Source organism: Vibrio sp. 1401 (assembly GCF_033340295.1).
This window is the reverse complement of the sequence record NZ_JAWOWF010000031.1, coordinates 39,826-58,657: the sequence shown is the minus strand read 5'-3', so window position 1 is coordinate 58,657 and position 18,832 is coordinate 39,826. Positions and strand designations below refer to the sequence as shown.

Here is an 18,832-nt window from a genome sequence, read left to right as displayed (position 1 = left end):
TTATCTCCTTATTAGTGAAGATAAGATCATAAGTCTGGTGCCTGGCTAATTGAATGTGTGCTTTGTGGGGCGCTTACCTTTGAGGGGGGCATTCTACATGAATCTTGGATTCTGCCACCGCAAAGCTGATATTGAATTTGATGGAGATGGATAATGAACGACAGTTGGGCTAATTTCTTTCCTTACTTTGCTGGAGCTTTTAAGCTTATTGTATTAGGGATAGGAGCCTACTTAGCCATTAAATGGCATTTTGACGAAGAGCGAAGGGTAAGAGAAGCGGAAGGTGTGGTGTTTGATAACCCAAGTCTCATGAAAAAGTTTGCGAAGACGCTAACTCTGCCATTCCTTTTGTGTCTTCTAGTTCTTCTTGTTATATATGCTACCAACTGGTTCCTGTATTGACGGCTTTATTGTTTGTTGTAGTAAAGCTGAATGCTGCCGCCTCTGAGAGTCGAGCCGTAGTTGAAGTTAACGCCTATGCCGAAATTGTCCAACCAATCAAAGGGCTTTGGTGCATAAAATAGCCATCCTATAGAAGCTTCGTAGTAATGCGGACTTCCCAGTTCATCGCTTAAATCATGCGAAAGGTCGACTCTTTTAATCCCGGTAAATAAAGCCTGCTCACCGTGATAAATATTGTAGTAACCGGTGATTTCATTAGATAGGTACCAACCTTTAGGGTTGCCTATATTGCCGTTATTTGCGCTTCCCCAGCTGTGCCCAATGAATGAATTCAATGTCGAACTGGCATGCCATTTCCCCCAACTTGTGGGAGACGTGTATTTGGCTTTAATGGATGGTTGAACTATTGCCGCCCATGCTGAAACGTTAACGGCACGGCCGTCTAGGATTCTTCCAATGATGGAGGAAAGTTTATTATCGGTAGAGAATGAGTTTTCATAACGCATAAGGTGAGTCGTCGTTCTGGTGCTAAGAGTGACGCTTTCACTTGCTTTGTATAGATACCCATAACCAATCGACGCACCGTATGTCCTTTCCTTGAGAAGATCCTTACTTGTGCCGAATAGTTTGAGATCATTCTCTGTTTGTATCGTAAACGCCTTAAACGACAGCTCATGTAAATCCTCGCTGCCCTCAATGTCAAAGTTAGTCGTGTAAGGGAGAACATATACGGATTTGCTTCGACGTTCATTGATTGACTCGTCAGTCCCGAACTCTGGGTTGGCGGTATCAAATAATGCATTCGGATCAAAGTCGCCAATACCAAACGCAATTGCGTCAGTATCGGACAGCAGCACCGCGATAGAAAAACGTTGTTGGAGAAGGTTGCTAATTTCCTTATCTAATGGATCCGCATGAGCAGTGTGAGGAAGTGAGAGTAGGAGAGTGAGCGAAACGACTCGCCACTCCACTGAGGCGAAGTTGGGTTGGAACATTTTGGCTCTTTCAAATGGTTCATGCATGGAGTTTTTGGACGTACCGGTACGCTAACATTAGTTTAATCGTTGAATGGTCGGTGTAACTTTGAGAAATCTATGTTTTCTCATATTGATATGAAAAAGTTCCTTAAACGAGTTTAGCTTCAATGTGTATGCTGCACCAGATTTGTTTAGCAACATCATTCTTTTCTGAAGATGTAGCAAAACTTTGTGACTAGGTTGCATTATTTTCTTGAATGCGTCTCTTGAGAGGAAAATAGCAAACTTTTTTATTGCCTTGGCGCTCAAGAAAATCTGAATCGTTCACTGTGCTACAGGTTACTTCGAAAACTTGTAAGCACCCTGTCTGCCAACATCACGACTAACATCATCAAGGATTACCCTTAAATACGTCAGATAAACAATGGTTTTTTTGAGCTTTAGAAGAAATGTTCGGACCTTTGCATATTACGCGGTCGTGCTCAATCCAAAAACTGTATTTTGTATGTGTTCTCAGTAAATCATTGAGTCGATCTATTCTTCAAAATGTGGTCCCTTTTAATTCACTTTCTGTTACATATTTTTCGTTTTGAAAGAGCATTTTAATTTGCATCTTTTGAAAAGATCTCTTTGTTAAATTTTTTATAAAATCAACTAATTGTTGAAATTAGAACCCTTGTCAAAAAGTCATTAGATTTCATGTTGAATAGCCTCTTTTACCTAATAGTATACTCTATTTGTTTGATATAATTTCCGGCAGTTTGTATACCATAAATAAAGAGAGTCTATTCATGTTCCAGAACTTAACGATCAAGCAGAAGATAGTGATCCCGCTGTCATTGATTATTGGATTGTTTATTGTGAGCTCTGTATTAAACGTTATGACAAGTTGGAAGCAATCTGAATTGCGTGAGACACTCAACGAACAGATCGTGCCGAACTTATTAACGATTGAGGATGCTTATCGCGATCTTTACCAAGCAACATCTGCAATCCAAGGTGTTGCACTTTCTGATACTCAAAACGATATTGATCATCACATCGGTGAATACAAAGACAACGCCTACAAAGCACTACCACGTATGGAACAAATGATTGAGCTATCACAAGCCGGTGTGATGCCTTCTACACATGGTAATGAAGTTCGAACGCTTGTCTCTTTGGGTGAAAAATGGTTAGCAAGTTATGAAGCGATGCTACGTTTACCTCAATCTCAATGGCGTGGTTACTACAATGAGCACAAACATAACTTTGAAGACCAATTTATCGAGGTTAGAGCGCAGCTTAACGTTGTAAAAGATGCAATAGAAGAAAAGCAAAGCCAGTTGAAGGGCGAAATATCAGCGGCTGCAACAAGAGCAGAACTCATTCTTGAGGCTGGCATTGTGATTGTTATTTTTGCCGCTATCGCGATGGCTTTTTTGTTGTTACAAACGGTTGTGAAGCCTATCAATGATATTAAAAATGCGATGACAGAAATTGCGTCCGGTGAAGGTGATCTAAGTCAACGAATCGATGTAAAAACACAAGACGAAATTGGCAATTTAGCAGACGCATTTAACCAGTTTGTGTCCAAAATTCAAATGACAGTCGCTCAGGTAATTGAAAGCTCAAATACCTTACGTAACGAAATGGCAAATCTTAGCTCGTTGACCACGACCATCGCGAACTCGACCGTTTCTCAGCAAAAAGATAGCGAGGCGGTAGCGGCGGCAGTGCATGAAATGCAAGTCACCAGCAGAAATGTAAGCGATAGCGCTAACGAAGCTGCGGTTGCGAGCCAAACAGCGAATGATGAACTTACCAATACCAATGTTATTTTGGATCAAACGGTTAGCTCAATTCGTAGCCTCGCAAGTGAAATCGAAAGCGCAAGCCACGTCATTAACACATTGGATCATGATGTGAGTAACATTGCGTCCGTACTGGATGTAATTCGTGGTATTGCCGAGCAAACAAACTTATTAGCGCTTAACGCAGCCATTGAAGCGGCTCGCGCTGGAGAGCAAGGGCGAGGCTTTGCTGTGGTAGCGGACGAGGTTCGTTCTTTAGCCAGTCGTACGCAACAGAGTACGGGAGAAATCCAAACCATGATTGAAAAGCTACAATCTGGTGCAGGACAAGCTGTAGAAGTGATGCGCGGTAGCCAAAATAGCAGTGATGAAACGATCAAGTCCGCTGGCCGAGCGAGTGAATCCCTTTCTGAAATCTTGAACGCGATTTCACGTATGAACGAGATGAATACACACATTGCAACGGCTGCGAGCCAGCAAAGTACAGTAAGTGACGAAGTAAATAGCAACGTACAAGGCATTGCAGACAGTAGCACTTCAATTGTGGAAATCGTAAACCAAGCGCAAGCTTCTTTAGCCATGTTGTCAGAGCAAACTCAACGTTTAGATCATCAGGTCAGTCAGTTCAAAGTATAAGCTTGAGAACAGCAATCTCACTGACGAAATAACCCGCTTCTTAGCGGGTTATTTTTTAGATAAGTGGCGAACCTGACTTGTGAAATTTCGACTATATTTACATTCCTTTCTCACTTTAGTTCGTATACCAGAGTGGGCAAATAACCCTAGACAGCGGTAACAAACTCTGTACAGCGTGATGATGCTTTTATCATCACTTTTGCTGCTTTTTAACCATTGCAATTGCACACAGGAAAATGTGATTTCCAACCCAAAATCTTCAAATTTGAGAACTTCATAACACCTTTACCATAAACGTTTTACGTAAGCGTATAGAACTGTAAATTTTGTTGTATGTACAACACTGGGTATTTATCATCCTAATTAATTTGTTCTGGATATACATCCGTTAGTCATTATTAAGTCATTCTAGAAGCTTTTAATAAGGAATCTTGAAGGCTTGTCGGTAGATAAGAGAGAAAAATTCATGAGACGTAAAACCACGCTATCTCTGCTGATTGCGTCGAGCCTTTTTGTGGTTGGATGTCAACCTAGCGAAGAAGGATCGAGCCAAGGTGGTGGTCCTGCGCCCACAACCGAAGTAGAAGTGTTAACAGTCCAGCCAACGCGCCAAGCATTGACAGTAGAGTTGCCGGGTCGTAGCCGAGCATTCAAAGAAGCGGAAGTTCGTCCGCAAGTCACTGGCATTATTTCGGAGCGAAATTTTGTTGAAGGTGGCCTTGTTGAACAAGGACAGTCGCTATATCAAATTGATGATTCATCATTTCAGGCGGATTTGCTGAGCGCTGAAGCGGAATTAATCCGTGCGCAAGCTGCGGCAGAGTCGACCTATGCCACGGTGAAGCGTTACAGAACCTTGATCACCAAAAAATCCATCAGCCAACAAGACTTGGATGAAGCAGAAGCGGCATACAAAGAAGCGAAAGCGCAGGTCCTAGTCGCAAAAGCCAAGATCAACACAGCAAAAATCAACTTAGATTATACGCAAGTCAAAGCTCCGATTAGCGGAGTGATCGGTAAATCGAGTGTGACAGCGGGTGCGTTGGTTACGGCTAACCAAGCTGCCAAATTAGCGACCATTCAGCAGCTTGACCCTATCAATGTTGATATTGTGCAATCATCCGCGCAACTGCTGCGTTTGAAAGCATCACTCTCCCAAGGCCATATGCAAGAAGATGACTCTGCGCAAGTTACATTGATGCTTGAAGATGGCAGCACTTACGAACACAAAGGCACAATGAAATTTACTGAGGTCAATGTGAACGAAAGTACGGGCAGCGTGACGCTTCGTGCCGAATTCCCAAACCCTGACGGTTTGTTGCTACCTGGAATGTTTGTTCGTGCGACGGTCATTACTGGTGTCGACCCTGATGCGATTCTAATACCACAAAATACGGTATCTCGTGATGCGACAGGTAAAGCGACAGTGATGACGGTTAATGGCGAGAACAAAGTGGAAGCGAAACCAGTGAAGACTGCTGAAGCGATCAATAGCCAATGGCGCATTATTGATGGTTTGAACGCGGGTGATAAAGTCATTACCGCCGGTTTACAAAAGGTAGGGCCAGGCAGTTCGGTAACTATCCAAAACGGTGAACAGGAGTAATCATGGCACGATTTTTTATCGATCGTCCGGTATTTGCTTGGGTTCTCGCGATTCTAACGATGTTGGCGGGGGTAATGTCATTATTCAATTTACCCGTCTCGCAATACCCAACGATTTCACCGACGACGATCACCATCAGTGCTCGCTATCCAGGTGCATCAGCAAAAACCGTTGAAGACTCGGTAACGCAGGTTATCGAGCAAAATATGACGGGATTAGATTACCTTCGCTACCTATCATCGAGCAGTGATGCATTTGGTAATGCGACAATTACCCTGACGTTTGATAGCGAAGCTGATCCTGATATCGCGCAAGTACAGGTGCAGAACAAACTGCAATTGGCATTGACTTCATTGCCGATGGAGGTACAAAACCAAGGTATTGTCGTCAATAAATCTAATACGGCATTTCTCATGGTTGTCGCAGTTTATTCTGAAGATCCTGACTTTACAGAAAACGATATCGGCGACTTTGTTGTAACGAATATTCAAGACCCGATAAGTCGTGTAACTGGCGTAGGACAAGTGCAGGCGTTTGGTGCGCAGTATGCGATGCGAGTTTGGCTGGATCCATTTAAGCTTACGCAATTCAACTTGACCGCGATCGACGTAGCAAATGCAATCAGTGAACAGAACGCGCAAGTTTCTTCAGGTCAACTGGGTGCGGCACCTGCGCAGGAAGGTCAGTTGTTGAATGCTACGATTTCTTCTGCAAGTCGTTTGAGCAGTGTAGAAGAGTTCCAAGACATCATTCTTAAGTCCGACGCCAGTGGTTCGAATGTTTATTTGAAAGATGTAGCTCGCGTTGAGCGTGGTGCAGAAAGTTATGATATTCGAGGCCAATATAATGGCTTCCCAGCATCGGGGTTAGGTATTTCATTAGGTACTGGCGCAAACGCGCTTGAGACAGCCAATGCGGTAAAAGAGCGCTTAGAACAACTGAGTGCAACGTTCCCAGAAGGGTTGCAGATTGCTTACCCATTTGAAACAACACCATTCGTCAAAGCCTCGATTCAAGAAGTGGTTAAAACGCTATTAGAAGCTATTCTTCTTGTGTTCTTAATCATGTACCTGTTCTTGCAGAACTTCCGTGCGACGATCATTCCAACGATCGCAGTGCCTGTCGTATTGCTCGGAACCTTCGCTATTTTGTACGCGACTGGATTTAGCGTAAACACATTAACCATGTTCGCGATGGTTCTGGCTATCGGTTTGCTGGTGGATGATGCCATCGTTGTGGTGGAAAACGTCGAGCGTGTGATGCATGAAGATGGTTTAGAGCCCAAAGAAGCGACCAAAAAATCGATGGGGCAGATCACTGGTGCCCTGATTGGTGTGGGGTTGACGCTTTCAGCGGTATTCGTCCCTATGGCGTTTATGTCTGGTTCTACCGGGGTTATTTACCGTCAGTTCTCGATAACTATTGTGGCGGCTATGACGCTTTCCGTTTTGGTTGCGATAATTCTGACTCCGGCATTGTGCGCTACGTTGCTGAAAAAAGGCGATGCTGAGCTTCTAGAGAAGAAAGGCTTCTTTGGCTGGTTTAACCGCAAGTTTGATGCGATGACAGCAGGCTATGAAACCGGCGTTGCCAAACTTCTAAAACGCACAGGTCGCATGTTGGTTGTATTTTTGGCAATGAGTGCAGGTGCTGGCTGGTTATTTATGAACCTTCCAACGTCATTTTTGCCAGATGAAGACCAAGGCACAGTATTCTCAATGGCTATTTTGCCGCCTAACTCAACACAAGAACAGACGGAAAAAACACTTGAGAAAATGCGTGACTTTTACCTAGTAGACGAAAAAGACAATGTAAAATCCGTCTTCTCTGTTGCGGGCTTTAGTTTCGCAGGTCAAGGCCAAAACATGGGGATGGCATTTATCGGCCTGAAAGATTGGTCTGAGCGTGAAGCGCCTGGCGCTGATGCGGCTTCCATTACGGGCCGAGCGATGGGGTACTTCTCTACCATTAAAGAAGCTTTGGTGTTTGCGTTCGCCCCTCCAGCGATTCAAGAGCTAGGTAACTCGACAGGTTTCGATTTCTATCTCCAAGACTCGTTGAATAAAGGGCACGATGCATTAGTTGCGGCTCAAGGGCAACTTCTGGGCATGGCAGCACAAAACCCGAAACTTGTCGGTGTTCGTCCAAACGGTCAGGCAGATGCGCCAATGTACAAAGTGAACATTGACCACGTCAAACTTCGTGCTTTGGATGTCAGTATCAATGACGTAAACCAAATCCTGTCAGCTGCATGGGGCGGGGCTTACATTAACGATTATATTGACCGCGGTCGTGTGAAGAAAGTGATGGTGCAAAGTGATGCGGAATACCGCATGCAGCCAAAAGACTTCGATTCATGGTACGTACGCAACGCTAAGGGAGAGATGGTGCCTTTCTCTGCTTTTGCGAGTGGCGAGTGGACATATGGTTCTCCTCTTTTGCAGCGCTTTGATGGTTTGCCAGCAATGAATATTCAAGGCGGTGCAGCTCCTGGTGTAAGTACTGGTGAAGCCATGGAAGAAATTGAAGCAATGGTAGAAAAGCTACCAGAAGGTTTCACGGTGAACTGGAATGGTATTTCGTATGAAGAGCGCCTTTCCGGAAACCAAGCGCCGATGCTATATGCGCTATCTATCCTCGTCGTATTCTTAGTTCTTGCCGCTTTGTATGAAAGTTGGTCAGTACCTTTCGCCGTGGTGTTAGTTGTTCCTCTTGGTGTGCTTGGTGCTGTGCTTGCGGTAATGACGCGCAGTATGGATAACGATGTGTTCTTCCAGGTGAGCTTATTAACTACGGTCGGCTTGGCAACCAAAAACGCCATTCTGATTGTTGAGTTTGCAAAGGACTACTATGAGAAAGGCGCTGGGCTTATCGAAGCAACCTTACATGCTGTTCGCGTTCGTCTGCGCCCAATTATCATGACATCGCTTGCTTTTGGTTTGGGTGTGGTACCACTTGCTATCAGTTCAGGTGTGGGATCGGCAGGTCAAAACGCAGTAGGTACCGGCGTACTTGGTGGCATGATCAGTGCCACGATATTGGGTATATTCTTCGTCCCAATCTTCTTTGTAGTGGTTGAGCGATTGTTTGATCGACGTGCGAGAAAAGAGTCGGAGGCAGAGTTGTCTGAGACCAGCACTAAACCCACTCAGCAAAGCGAGTAGGACTTGGTTGTTTTAACTGAGTTATACTAGTGATAATAAACACGATTAAAGGGCGCTTCGGCGCTCTTTATTTTATGTTTTCACTTGGTGGTTACCGTCTATGACGCGAGCCTGAAAGACGGCGTGTTGTGTGCAGTATCAGCACAGCCTTTTCGGCCGAATGAAAGCCTAAAGAAGAAAAACGACGATGAAAGATCAGAAAATTTCCCCAATTTCCGTTTTGGATCAAAGCCCTATGTTTGTCTGCGGTGTGATGCAGCGTATGTACCGCAATCGTGCCCAAGCCGAGCTGTCTCGGCAAAATTTGATGACACTAGAAATGGCAAGTGCACTGGCCGCTTTAGAAGAATTTCAACCTATGAGCCAGCAAGCGTTGGCTGATGCGGTTCGAACTGAGCGAAGTGTAGCAAAGCGGATGGTGGACAATCTGGAAAAGAGAGGGTTTGTTCAAGTTTCTAAAAGTAAATCGAATCAGCGCCTTAAAATGCTAAGCATGACAAAAGAGGGAGCAAATGCTTTAAAGCAAGTTCATCAAATCATGACGAATTTACAGAAAGAGTTTTTTTCTTGTTTGTCGGAATCTGAAGCGAGTGAATTTTTTCGTCTGGTAAGAAAGCTCACTTTTGCGAATCACGACCAGTAACTGACATCAATGCCGTTTAGCGTTTTTATTTTATCGCGGACCAATTATATTAAGCTGTAGAACTTAAGAAATAGGATGCCCAACGTACAGGTCACGGTAGAAAGCACCGTAGTGAGTGCGATGATATTTGCAGCTAACGTGGCATTGCCTCCCATGGAACGCGCCATGACATAGCTGGCAGCAGCGACTGGAGAGGCGTTCATAAAGAAAAGAATACCTAGCTCAATTCCTCGAAACCCTACTAAGTAAGCTCCCATGGTGATGATGACTGGCGCTACGATGAGCTTGTAACTGCTCGCAAACCAAGATGGACCTTTCTCTTTTCTCATCAAGCTAAAGTCAAGTGAGCCACCCGTACACAACAGCGCCAAAGGCAATGTCATTTTGGACAAGTAGTCTCCTGCGTCAATAACCACATTCGGTACTGGAATAGCGAGTAAATAAAAAGCCATTCCTAGAACAATGGAGATTATGAGCGGATTCCTAGTCAGTGTTCGGCCCATCATCTTTGCTGCTTGCGAGGCAGACGTTGCCCCCTTGGGCGATAAGCAAATTACCGCTTGGACGTTATAAATAAATGTGGTGACCGCGACATAGAGCGCTGCTAGCGCCACACCTTGAGAACCATACGCATTGGCAACGTAAGCGATACCAATAATACCTGTATTTGCTCGGAACCCACCTTGGATGAGAACGCCTTGGTCAGGCGATGCTTTGAACAGAAGTTTGACGGAAAGGTAGGTGAAAATGAAAAACGAAATACTAGCGATGACGCCGAAATTGACGAATCCACTTGCCGCGGAAAAGTCGTGTTCTGAAGCCACAATGCTGACAAATAACATCGCAGGCAAGGTAACTTGAAACACCAGCTTAGAGCCTACTTCGATAAAATTATCGTTGATTAGACCAAAGCGCTTAAAAAGAACGCCAAGTACCAACATCAAACAGATAGGTCCGGTTATCGACAAAGAGAATTGCAACTGATGTAAAACAGCTTCCATGTAAGTATCCGCAGCAAAAGAAAAAAGTGTTCCTGCTGCCTATTAAGCCACAAACCCGGAGGGTAGGACAGTAACGTAATGAAATTTTCTTCTGTTGTAGGTTCCGGAGTCATTTACACTCCAAGTTATGGACGAGGTCCCAATTTAACAAAGCGGTACTGGTCCTACGTGCGATATGTTGGTTAACTCGTTGTCGTGATGCATCCACATGCGTATTAGATGTGAGGGCTGGTCATCGTAGTTATGGATAGGAGTTCATCAATGAAAAGGAAACACAACAAAACTGTACTGTGTGCGTTTGTCTCTGGTTCGGTATTTGGTGCGGTTTTGGTCATTGCGATGTCTTTACCAATGTAATCCTCTTAATTCGCTGTTGGAACACTCACACTAATTCAGTACAAAACAGATTGAGTTCTGCGGTGTGTGCTGTTAGTTTAAAAAACATGAAAATACACGTTCGCCCTTCATTAACAACCTTCTCTTGGTGGCGCTCTAAATAGAGCGGCGCGGAATACTTACATTCTTAAGCTGCTGGATGGTAGCTAAGAGTGTTTGATCTTTTTATCTCCAGTAGCGATCTATTAAATACTTGGAGACAAATATGAATAGCCATAAAAATACATCTCAGCGTGAAATTATACTTACCGGAGATCGAGCAACAGGTCCATTACACCTCGGGCACTATATTGGTTCATTGCAACAACGAGTCAAATTGCAAACGGAGCACGAGCAAACGATCTTGGTCGCGGACATGCAAGGGTTGACGGATAACGCGCATAATCCATCAAAGGTATCCTCTAATATTCTCAATGTCGTTGCAGATTATTTGGCTGTTGGTATCAACCCCGCTCAAACTACGATCACGTTGCAATCTCAAATTCCAGCGTTAGCCGAGTTGACAATGTATTACAGTAATCTTGTTTCTATCGCACGATTAGAGCGAAACCCCACGGTTAAAAATGAGATTCAAAGTAAAGGCTTTGAACGCTCTATTCCCGCAGGCTTTTTAACGTATCCAATTTCTCAAGCTGCTGATATTACGGGGTTTCATGCGACGCTAGTACCAGTGGGTGATGACCAGCTGCCGATGTTAGAGCAAACTAATGAAATCGTGAGAAAAATAAACCATCTGGGTGGAAAAGAAGTTCTTAGAGAATGCCGTCCATTACTTAGCGATGCACCTCGTTTGCCGAGTACTGACGGTAAAAATAAGATGTCTAAAAGCATGGGGAACGCAATCAACTTAGGGGCCTCCGAAAAGGAGATTTCCGCGGCAGTGAAATCTATGTATACCGATCCCAATCATCTGAAAATTGAGGACCCAGGCCAAGTCGAAGGGAATATTGTATTCATCTACCTCGATGCTTTTCATCCTGATAAAAATTATGTCGAACAGCTAAAAGACCATTATCGACGAGGTGGGTTAGGTGATGGTTTGACCAAGAAAGTGTTAGAAGAATGCTTACAAGAGATTCTTCGCCCTATTCGAGAAAAGCGCGCTATGTATTTGAATGATAAAGCGCAGCTGATTGATATTTTAAAACAAGGTAGTGAGCGTTCTCGCGAGAAAACCGAAAAAGTGCTATTTGATGTGAAAGATGTATTTGGTTTAAATTTGTTCTGAATTAAAAGTAGAGAGTTGAACATAAGGCACGACGGCTGGTTAGCAACGTGCCTTTTTAAGTTCTCAGTCAGTCAAAGCGCATTGTTAAGAAGAAAAAAATTCACGACGAAAATCCGCGACTTCTTGTTGGTAATAGCTTTGCCATTCCGGTTCTGACAAATTTGAATGGCTAGAAGCTCTTTGCGTTCTTAGCTTGGACTCAAGTTGTTGTAATGCTTGTTGGTAATCTTTGACTTGTTTTTTTTGCTCTGTAATTTGCTGCTGACGAGCATGAATGTTTTTACTTTCTTCTTTCGTTAAGTAAGTTCGTTCAAGCTCTGCGATGATCGCCAAGCGATCTGGTAGGCTCATACTATTAGGAATCAGGGTGACCGCACGCTCATATTTTTCCTGGTCGCTTGTTAGCCCAATAGCATCTGCATGTTCTTGCCAGTCAATGGTGAGTTGTTCGAAAGTTCGCAAAAAGTTATCTGGGCTTTGAGTGTCCAGCTTTTGGGCTTCTAAGTTGAAATCGTACAGCGCGAACTCATCCGCGAAAACAACATCAGCCAATTCTCCCCAGATGCGTCTTGCTTCGTTCTTCAGCTGTGCAATACGCGACGCCAGTGATTGCTGCTCATCAAATAACAAATTTCCTACACTCTCTTGCCATTGGCTTCTGAGCTGAGGGTAGTTCGCCAAAAGCTGGAATCGAGCTGAAGATAAATGCGCCTCAAACAAGGCGACCTGCTCTTCACAACTACGGTTCAACATACACTCTTGCCAAAACGTCTCAAGTTCAGCGACAAGTTTCCTGCCTTTGAGTTGAGTTAATCGCTCAGTCGTTATTTGAACTGTGGAAGGGAGCTTAGTTGTTTGTGGTGAAGTATCCGTATCGGGCACGATGCTGCTTGTTTGTGGTGAGGTACTGGAGACACTCTGATTTTTTGTCTTAGGGGAAGGAGAGGAAGCGAGCTCTTTTTTTTGAACATCGTGATTGAAAGTTAAAAATATCATGCCCGCCATAATGGCGGACATGATTATCAAAGCGATTTTCTTCATGGCTTGATTGTTGCGCTTACTGGGAAATGGTCAGAAAGGTTGTAGTGTTTCCATAAACTCTCTGCGGTTGTGCGCGGCACGTCTACACGGTTGTCATTGAATGATTTCACCCCGTATTCACTACTCACCATAACATAGTCAAGGTATTCCACGTTTTCGCCACCTGATAACGCTTCACCTGCGAAGTTATTGATACGGGGATCAAAGGTTGACTCCGTGTAACCAGAGTACTGAGGCTCTATGGCGCTTAAGTTAGCGATCATTTGTTGGTAGTCACCAGGGAACTTTCTTTTGTTTACGTTAAAGTCGCCGCTGTATACCACAGTTTCGCTCGAAGGAATGTCAAGAGATTGGGCGAGTGCGCGGATTTGTTTGAACTGGCGCTGACGATACTCACGGGCGGTGTCTGTATCGAAAGATGCGGTATGGGTAGCAAACACATGGTAAGCCTGACCACCTTTAATTATTTCCGCATAATTTACGCCTTTATCGGCAAAGCAGTCTGTACCAGAGCAATCGGGAAAGACATATTGCGCTTCATTCACGATAGGGTAGCGACTAACTATGATTACGCCACCATCATGAATATTAACGCCTTCTTTATCTAACATCTTTGTTTGGTAAGGATATTCCTTGGCTAACTCACGTAAGAATGCTTCACGGCCGCTGGCAAACACCTCTTGCAGCGCCAAAACATCGTAACCTTTTACATGTTGAGGAATCAGTTCGTAACGATCTCCAATGTGCGATGCAATAGCCGTCAATGCCCAGATGTTATAAGTCATCAACTTAAGGTTTTGTTCTTCGTTGTCGACAGACTCCGCTACCTTGCTCGGCGTGATGGTGTAGTAAAGATCATCATATCGAGCGGTACTGTCTGACTTAAATGCCAGTTCGGTTTCTCTCGTACCAAAAGCGTTAGTGTTGGCACGATGAATGTTACGATCATCTTTGAGAGATAACTCGACATCGGCTGCGGACAAGCCGTATTCAATGGTCGAATTGTACCAATGGCCTCCCATTATTTGATTGAGTGTTATGCTTTCACCTTCGGGGCTAGAAACCACAGTTTCAAAACGGTAAGTTTGATTTGATTTCACGCCCTCCCAGCGGTTGAAGCTTAATACAGATTTAGTTTCCCACGGACCAAGTACCTGCACATGTTGTTGCCATTCTTCTCCGTATTGAAGCAAATCACTGCCTTCATGTTTTACTTGAATAGTTAACGGTTGCTCAGAGTTATTCGTTAGGTAAACGTCGGTATCTGCAATGCTGGGTAACGCTATCAAGCTACTTAATAAAAGGCTCCACTGCGAAAATTTCATCTTATTTTTCCATCATTTGAACTAGAGCAATCATTCTTGTTTATAAATGTTACTTGCACGTTAAATATGGATGACATCTAAGCCAGCGCTGAAAATTGTTATCAGAATGTGATCTTTATTCAATGGTGAGAATGGGGATATTGAGTGTGTGGCCGTTAAAGCGGTGGAAAATAGTACCAACAGTCAACGAATTGCATTCACTGCAATCAAGCTGTCATCTTTGCTCTATAAGTTGTGCGGCGTCATTCATCTAGCTATATGGCTAGAACTCAAATTGATAGATGGAGCACCATGGCTAGAGCAGTAAATCCAACCGATGAAACCATCATTAAATTGTTACAAGAGCAAGGTTTGATTAGAAGTGAAGCAGAAGCGCGTTTAAAGAAAGAGGTGTACCGCTTGCAACCTAATGAGATAGCAAAAGTAAAAAATTATGCCCAGCATTTTGGGATAAATGCGAAAGAAAAGCTCATCGATGAGATCTTGGATCTGCGCCGAGAAGCGCTCATGAAAAGATGTAGACACAATACGGAGCATGCGAGCCTATCTCTAAAATAGCATGTGATAAAACTATCAATTACTGGTCAAGATTTGACCTCTCAAGCCGATGTATATAAGAGCGTTCAATGATATCGAGCGCAAAAAACAGTGTGTTTTAGAGGTTAAGCTTTCACTTAAGTGAGAGGTTTGGAAAGGCTGCGGGGAGAAAGTGCATGCGTATTAAAGACTTAAGTGTCGTAAAGAAAATATCGGTTAGTTATTTAACCGTTTTTGCCGTGTTTGGTTTAGTGTCAGTAATGTTGGTGCAAGGTTTGTTAACACTGAATAAAGACATCTCAGTGCTAACAGATAAAAGTTTACCTTCTGTTGCGATTTTGAAAGGTATCCAAGTTGATATTACTAAAGTGCGTAAAGATGAGTTCTCTTTATTGCCAAACGCAAATCACCCCAAAATTGGTGAGTGGTTAAAAGGCCTCGACCAATGGCGTTCTGATGTGCAGGCTGGTATTGCAGAATACGAAAAGCTCGACCTTAATAAGCGTGAAACGCAGTCCTTTAGCGTTTTTAAAGAAACTTGGAATCAATACATCAAAGAAACGAAGACTTACAACGTATTGCTAAGCCAAGGCGATGCTGAAAGTGCAAATGATGTAATTTTATCAAGTTTCGATACCTACTCAAAAGCGTTGAGCAGCTTGGATGATACCCTCGCGTTGAACGATGAGTTGGTGAATTTGATTGGCGAAGAAGTACAAAGTGAAGCGGCATTTACACAATACAGCGCTGCTGTTGGTGCGCTTGTCGTCGCATTGGTCATGGTAATGTCTGCCATGTTGCTTTCTCGAGTCATCTGCGGGCCTGTTGATCGAGCACTGGAATTCGCTTCCAAAATCGCCAAGGGTCAATTGAATAATCAAATCGACGAAAGCGAATTGAGCAAAGACGAGTTAGGAACGCTGCTCAAAGAGCTTGTCGGTATGCAAACAAACTTACATTCGTTGGTTTCTGAGATTAATGACTCAACGATTCAGCTAACGGCAGCAGTAGAGGAAGTGAGTGCTATTTCTTCTCAGACCGCTTCTGGTATGCAAAATCAACAAATTGAACTTAGCTCGGTGGCTTCTGCGATGACAGAAATGCAAGCTGCTGTAAGTGAAGTGGCACAAAATACCGAAGTTGGCGCAACCTCTGCTTATTCGGCTGCGGAAGTGGCAAAGCAAGGAACGGTGACGTTACAACAAACTATCGCAGTAATTGAGCGTGTATCACATACGATCCAAGAATCAGATGAACTGGCACGTGAGCTTGAATCGAGCTCAAACAATATCAATGTGGTCGTAGATGTGATCCGCGGGATTGCCGAGCAAACAAACTTGTTAGCACTGAACGCCGCAATTGAAGCCGCTCGGGCTGGTGAACAAGGACGTGGGTTTGCTGTTGTGGCAGATGAGGTTCGTTTTCTGGCGCAACGCACTCAAGACTCCACTTCACAAATTGTGGAAATTGTTAATCAACTACAAGAGAGCAGCAGTAAAATAGGGCATTCAAGCCGTGATTGTCAGGAGGGTATTTCTCAGTGTGTTGAGCAAGTTAATGATGCTGATAGCCAGATAAAAGAAATTGAACATTCTGTCGATAACATAGCGCAAATGAGTACACAAATCGCAACGGCGTGCAGTGAGCAGAATTCTGTATCCGAAGAGCTGAATCGTAGCGTGGAGCATATTGATAGTGCTTCAACAGAGATGGCTGAGGGAGCTTCACAAACGGCTGTGGCTTGTCAGCAGATTAGTAGCCTAGCGCACAACTTGAAAACTCGAATGGGTTCATTCCAGCTCTAGTTGTTGTGTTTCAGCTTTATTCCTAACCTCATTGCTACAATAAATAAGCCGGACGAAATGTCCGGCTTATTTATTCTCTGTCTATATAAGTTCAGAGTATGCTCAACCTTGGGAGAATATGCTCGCTAGACTGGAATACCACTGTGAAACTTAAAATCTGTATCTGGCGTAGAAATTAAATCTGCCTCTATACGTCCAAAGTAGGCGATGCGCTCGCTGATATCTTTGCCTGCGATTTGCTCCGCTAATACAAGATAATCCTGGTAATGGCGTGCTTCTGAACGTAATAAAGAAATGTAGAACTTTGCGATATCGTCATCCATATGTGGTGCTAGTTTGGCAAAACGCTCACAAGATCGGGCTTCGATGTACGCACCAATGATGAGTTTATCGATCAGCGTTTCTGGCTCATGAGTCTTCATATGCGAAATCAGTCCTTTAGCATAGCGACTTGCTGGAATATTTTTATACTCAATTCCACGACTTTCCATGATCTCTAAAACTTGATAAAAGTGGTGTAACTCCTCTTTTATCAAAAGCACCATCTTATCGATCAAATCTTGGCTGTATGGTGAGTCGGACTTAGCCATGATTGACTTAGAAATATTGCTCTTGCCTTTTAAAGTTTCCAATGAGCCTACGTTACGGTAAGCAAAATCTTCGTAGGGCTTAAACCAGTCAAGTAAAGCATGTGAACTGGATTGGTCAACGGCATACTTGCGAATTAAAAACATGGCAGATTGGCCAGCTTTTAGTTCATCAAAAGCCGAGGTGTGCATATTGATGTAAAAGTGATATAAATGATTGATTTATATCACTTAAAAGTTTTTTAAGGAATTATGAGAAGTTTGGTGCACCAGAGTGGAATCTAAACTCTGAATCGTTAGAAGTAATTAACTCAGCTTCAACATTAGCGAAGTGTTCAATGCGCTCTGAAATATCTTTATCAGCAATTTGCTCTGCTAGTTCTAAGTAGTCTTGATAGTGCCTTGCTTCAGAGCGTAACAACGAGATGTAGAACTTTTGAATTGGTTCTTCAAGGAATGGGGCAAGTTTAGCAAAACGCTCACAAGATCGAGCTTCGATGAATGCACCAATAATTAGCTTGTCGATAAGAGCTGCTGGTTCAAAAGTGCGGATATGTTTAATCATCCCTTTTGCGTATCGACTGGCAGTAATAGGGCGGTATTCCAGTCCTTGCTTTTCAATGATTTCTAGAACTTGATAGAAGTGATGTAGCTCTTCTTTAATCAGTAGAACCATTTTATCGATCATATCCTGTCCGTAAGGGCAACTATCTTTTGGTTTGATAGATTTAGATATAATACTTTTTCCTTTAAGTGTTTCGAGGCTACCGATCCCTTTGTAAGCAAAGTGCTCATATGGCTCAACTAGCTGAGTAATAAGCTCTTTACCTTCATCGGTTAATACATAGCGTTTAAGAAGAAAAACAGCACTCTGAGAGGCTTTCAATTCGCATAGTAAATGATCCCGCAAAATCACGGATAGGTTTTCAGGTTTGCGAGCCTCTTCAATCCAAGAGTTTGGGGTAGGGCATTTCAAAAATGAATTGATTGGTTTTAACAGTTCTTGATACATCTTTCTTATTTTGTTGATACGAGCATTTAGCGTGATCTTATCACGTAAATTGGTCGTGCTGGGCTACTCAGATTTAAAAATGGTGTTAACCCCCAAAGTGAGCAAACGTCAAATTGAGTAAAAGTAGAGCGTGAGAAAAATCCGTCAACTACGGTGTTTTTGCGTTTAGAGAATATTATAGTGCTTGGAATATTGAACGAGACGGCGAGTTTTTCAAAAAAAATATCTTAGTGAATCCCTTTTTCTAAAAGGATTTGAGAGTGAAAAATCCTTAGTTGTCAAGAAAAAAATAAAATAATCCTTGCGTCTTAATATTAATTTTGATATGATATGAGAACGCTAAACGTTGTACGTAAGTTTTAGTGTTGAAATCGCTAAGTATTCCAAAGGAAGTGGAATAATTGATAGAGTCATCGAATGACACTTTAGCGTAAGTGAAAATTATTTTCGCTTTATATTGGCTTATCTACGGACATACACCTCCGTTGTTTGCCGCCAAATAGTACGAACGAAATGTTCGAATAAAACTTAGCAGCCCCGTTGATGAGGGTAGCTACACAAAATAACTGTAAGTGCCACTTGAAGAGGAGTGTTTGACGAAAGAACAGTGAATAAACGTTGTAGGCTATCAGATCAATCTTTTGTGATTGATGTGCCTTCGCTTTAAGCGATAGAGAAA

At 43.2% G+C, this 18,832-nt stretch carries 13 protein-coding genes and 1 pseudogene; 8 read left to right on the top strand and 6 right to left on the bottom strand.

The features are described 5' to 3' along the window. The first annotated feature begins 153 nt into the window (after positions 1–153). A complete protein-coding gene (locus R7Z77_RS15920; RefSeq protein WP_005378271.1) occupies positions 154–402 on the top strand; it encodes a hypothetical protein in 249 nt (82 codons plus the stop codon). A gap of 5 nt (positions 403–407) precedes the next feature. Here the strand turns inward: R7Z77_RS15920 and R7Z77_RS15915 are convergent, their stop codons facing one another. Continuing rightward, complete coding sequence (locus R7Z77_RS15915) at positions 408–1,397, bottom strand: Solitary outer membrane autotransporter beta-barrel domain (protein WP_213967361.1); 990 nt, start codon at positions 1,395–1,397, stop codon at positions 408–410. Between the two features lie 773 nt (positions 1,398–2,170). On the opposite strand from R7Z77_RS15915, the gene R7Z77_RS15910 reads away from it, so the two are divergent. The 4 genes from R7Z77_RS15910 (at position 2,171) to R7Z77_RS15895 (ending at position 9,221) form a co-directional block, all read left to right on the top strand. Continuing rightward, positions 2,171–3,808, top strand: coding sequence for a methyl-accepting chemotaxis protein (locus R7Z77_RS15910; protein ID WP_203345786.1), 1,638 nt, complete (start codon positions 2,171–2,173; stop codon positions 3,806–3,808). A gap of 466 nt (positions 3,809–4,274) precedes the next feature. Continuing rightward, complete coding sequence (locus tag R7Z77_RS15905) at positions 4,275–5,414, top strand: efflux RND transporter periplasmic adaptor subunit (RefSeq protein ID WP_065274363.1); 1,140 nt, start codon at positions 4,275–4,277, stop codon at positions 5,412–5,414. A gap of 2 nt (positions 5,415–5,416) precedes the next feature. After that, on the top strand, positions 5,417–8,578 hold the full coding sequence (locus R7Z77_RS15900) for an efflux RND transporter permease subunit (RefSeq protein ID WP_005378264.1): 3,162 nt from the start codon (positions 5,417–5,419) through the stop codon (positions 8,576–8,578). 187 nt (positions 8,579–8,765) lie between these two features. After that, the gene (locus tag R7Z77_RS15895) at positions 8,766–9,221 is read left to right on the top strand and encodes a MarR family winged helix-turn-helix transcriptional regulator (protein ID WP_017635039.1); all 456 of its coding nucleotides are present in this window, start codon (positions 8,766–8,768) and stop codon (positions 9,219–9,221) included. 44 nt (positions 9,222–9,265) lie between these two features. Here the strand turns inward: R7Z77_RS15895 and R7Z77_RS15890 are convergent, their stop codons facing one another. Continuing rightward, positions 9,266–10,222 (bottom strand): AEC family transporter, encoded by a 957-nt coding sequence (locus tag R7Z77_RS15890; RefSeq protein WP_025766898.1) that lies wholly within the window; start codon positions 10,220–10,222, stop codon positions 9,266–9,268. Positions 10,223–10,823: 601 nt separating this feature from the next. Here R7Z77_RS15890 and trpS point away from each other — a divergent pair. Beyond that, complete coding sequence (trpS, locus tag R7Z77_RS15885; protein ID WP_064353782.1) at positions 10,824–11,846, top strand: tryptophan--tRNA ligase; 1,023 nt, start codon at positions 10,824–10,826, stop codon at positions 11,844–11,846. 84 nt (positions 11,847–11,930) lie between these two features. Here the strand turns inward: trpS and R7Z77_RS15880 are convergent, their stop codons facing one another. Beyond that, the gene (locus R7Z77_RS15880) at positions 11,931–12,887 is read right to left on the bottom strand and encodes a hypothetical protein (protein ID WP_064353783.1); all 957 of its coding nucleotides are present in this window, start codon (positions 12,885–12,887) and stop codon (positions 11,931–11,933) included. Then, a complete protein-coding gene (locus R7Z77_RS15875; protein WP_318136737.1) occupies positions 12,884–14,212 on the bottom strand; it encodes a sphingomyelin phosphodiesterase in 1,329 nt (442 codons plus the stop codon). The genes R7Z77_RS15880 and R7Z77_RS15875 overlap by 4 nt, the downstream gene beginning before the upstream one ends. A gap of 291 nt (positions 14,213–14,503) precedes the next feature. On the opposite strand from R7Z77_RS15875, the gene R7Z77_RS15870 reads away from it, so the two are divergent. Together R7Z77_RS15870 and R7Z77_RS15865 are read left to right on the top strand one after the other, a co-directional pair. Next, positions 14,504–14,770: a hypothetical protein gene (locus tag R7Z77_RS15870; protein ID WP_017634954.1), complete on the top strand. Its 267-nt coding sequence runs from the start codon at positions 14,504–14,506 to the stop codon at positions 14,768–14,770. A 155-nt stretch (positions 14,771–14,925) separates the two neighbouring features. Next, a complete protein-coding gene (locus R7Z77_RS15865) occupies positions 14,926–16,554 on the top strand; it encodes a methyl-accepting chemotaxis protein (protein ID WP_213967362.1) in 1,629 nt (542 codons plus the stop codon). Between the two features lie 125 nt (positions 16,555–16,679). Here R7Z77_RS15865 and miaE (R7Z77_RS15860) read toward each other — a convergent pair. Both miaE (R7Z77_RS15860) and miaE (R7Z77_RS15855) read right to left on the bottom strand, forming a co-directional pair. Further along, positions 16,680–17,312 (bottom strand): annotated as a pseudogene (gene miaE, locus R7Z77_RS15860) (tRNA isopentenyl-2-thiomethyl-A-37 hydroxylase MiaE); the annotation flags it as partial. 79 nt (positions 17,313–17,391) lie between these two features. Beyond that, on the bottom strand, positions 17,392–18,153 hold the full coding sequence (gene miaE, locus R7Z77_RS15855; protein WP_206626228.1) for a tRNA isopentenyl-2-thiomethyl-A-37 hydroxylase MiaE: 762 nt from the start codon (positions 18,151–18,153) through the stop codon (positions 17,392–17,394). Positions 18,154–18,832: the final 679 nt, after the last annotated feature.

Bases quoted from the DNA above. Each gene is read 5' to 3' on its own strand.
- R7Z77_RS15920 (WP_005378271.1), top strand. From the start codon at position 154: ATGAACGACAGTTGGGCTAATTTCTTTCCTTACTTTGCTGGAGCTTTT.
- R7Z77_RS15915 (WP_213967361.1), bottom strand. From the start codon at position 1,397: ATGTTCCAACCCAACTTCGCCTCAGTGGAGTGGCGAGTCGTTTCGCTC.
- R7Z77_RS15910 (WP_203345786.1), top strand. From the start codon at position 2,171: ATGTTCCAGAACTTAACGATCAAGCAGAAGATAGTGATCCCGCTGTCA.
- R7Z77_RS15905 (WP_065274363.1), top strand. From the start codon at position 4,275: ATGAGACGTAAAACCACGCTATCTCTGCTGATTGCGTCGAGCCTTTTT.
- R7Z77_RS15900 (WP_005378264.1), top strand. From the start codon at position 5,417: ATGGCACGATTTTTTATCGATCGTCCGGTATTTGCTTGGGTTCTCGCG.
- R7Z77_RS15895 (WP_017635039.1), top strand. From the start codon at position 8,766: ATGAAAGATCAGAAAATTTCCCCAATTTCCGTTTTGGATCAAAGCCCT.
- R7Z77_RS15890 (WP_025766898.1), bottom strand. From the start codon at position 10,222: ATGGAAGCTGTTTTACATCAGTTGCAATTCTCTTTGTCGATAACCGGA.
- trpS (WP_064353782.1), top strand. From the start codon at position 10,824: ATGAATAGCCATAAAAATACATCTCAGCGTGAAATTATACTTACCGGA.
- R7Z77_RS15880 (WP_064353783.1), bottom strand. From the start codon at position 12,887: ATGAAGAAAATCGCTTTGATAATCATGTCCGCCATTATGGCGGGCATG.
- R7Z77_RS15875 (WP_318136737.1), bottom strand. From the start codon at position 14,212: ATGAAATTTTCGCAGTGGAGCCTTTTATTAAGTAGCTTGATAGCGTTA.
- R7Z77_RS15870 (WP_017634954.1), top strand. From the start codon at position 14,504: ATGGCTAGAGCAGTAAATCCAACCGATGAAACCATCATTAAATTGTTA.
- R7Z77_RS15865 (WP_213967362.1), top strand. From the start codon at position 14,926: ATGCGTATTAAAGACTTAAGTGTCGTAAAGAAAATATCGGTTAGTTAT.
- miaE (WP_206626228.1), bottom strand. From the start codon at position 18,153: ATGTATCAAGAACTGTTAAAACCAATCAATTCATTTTTGAAATGCCCT.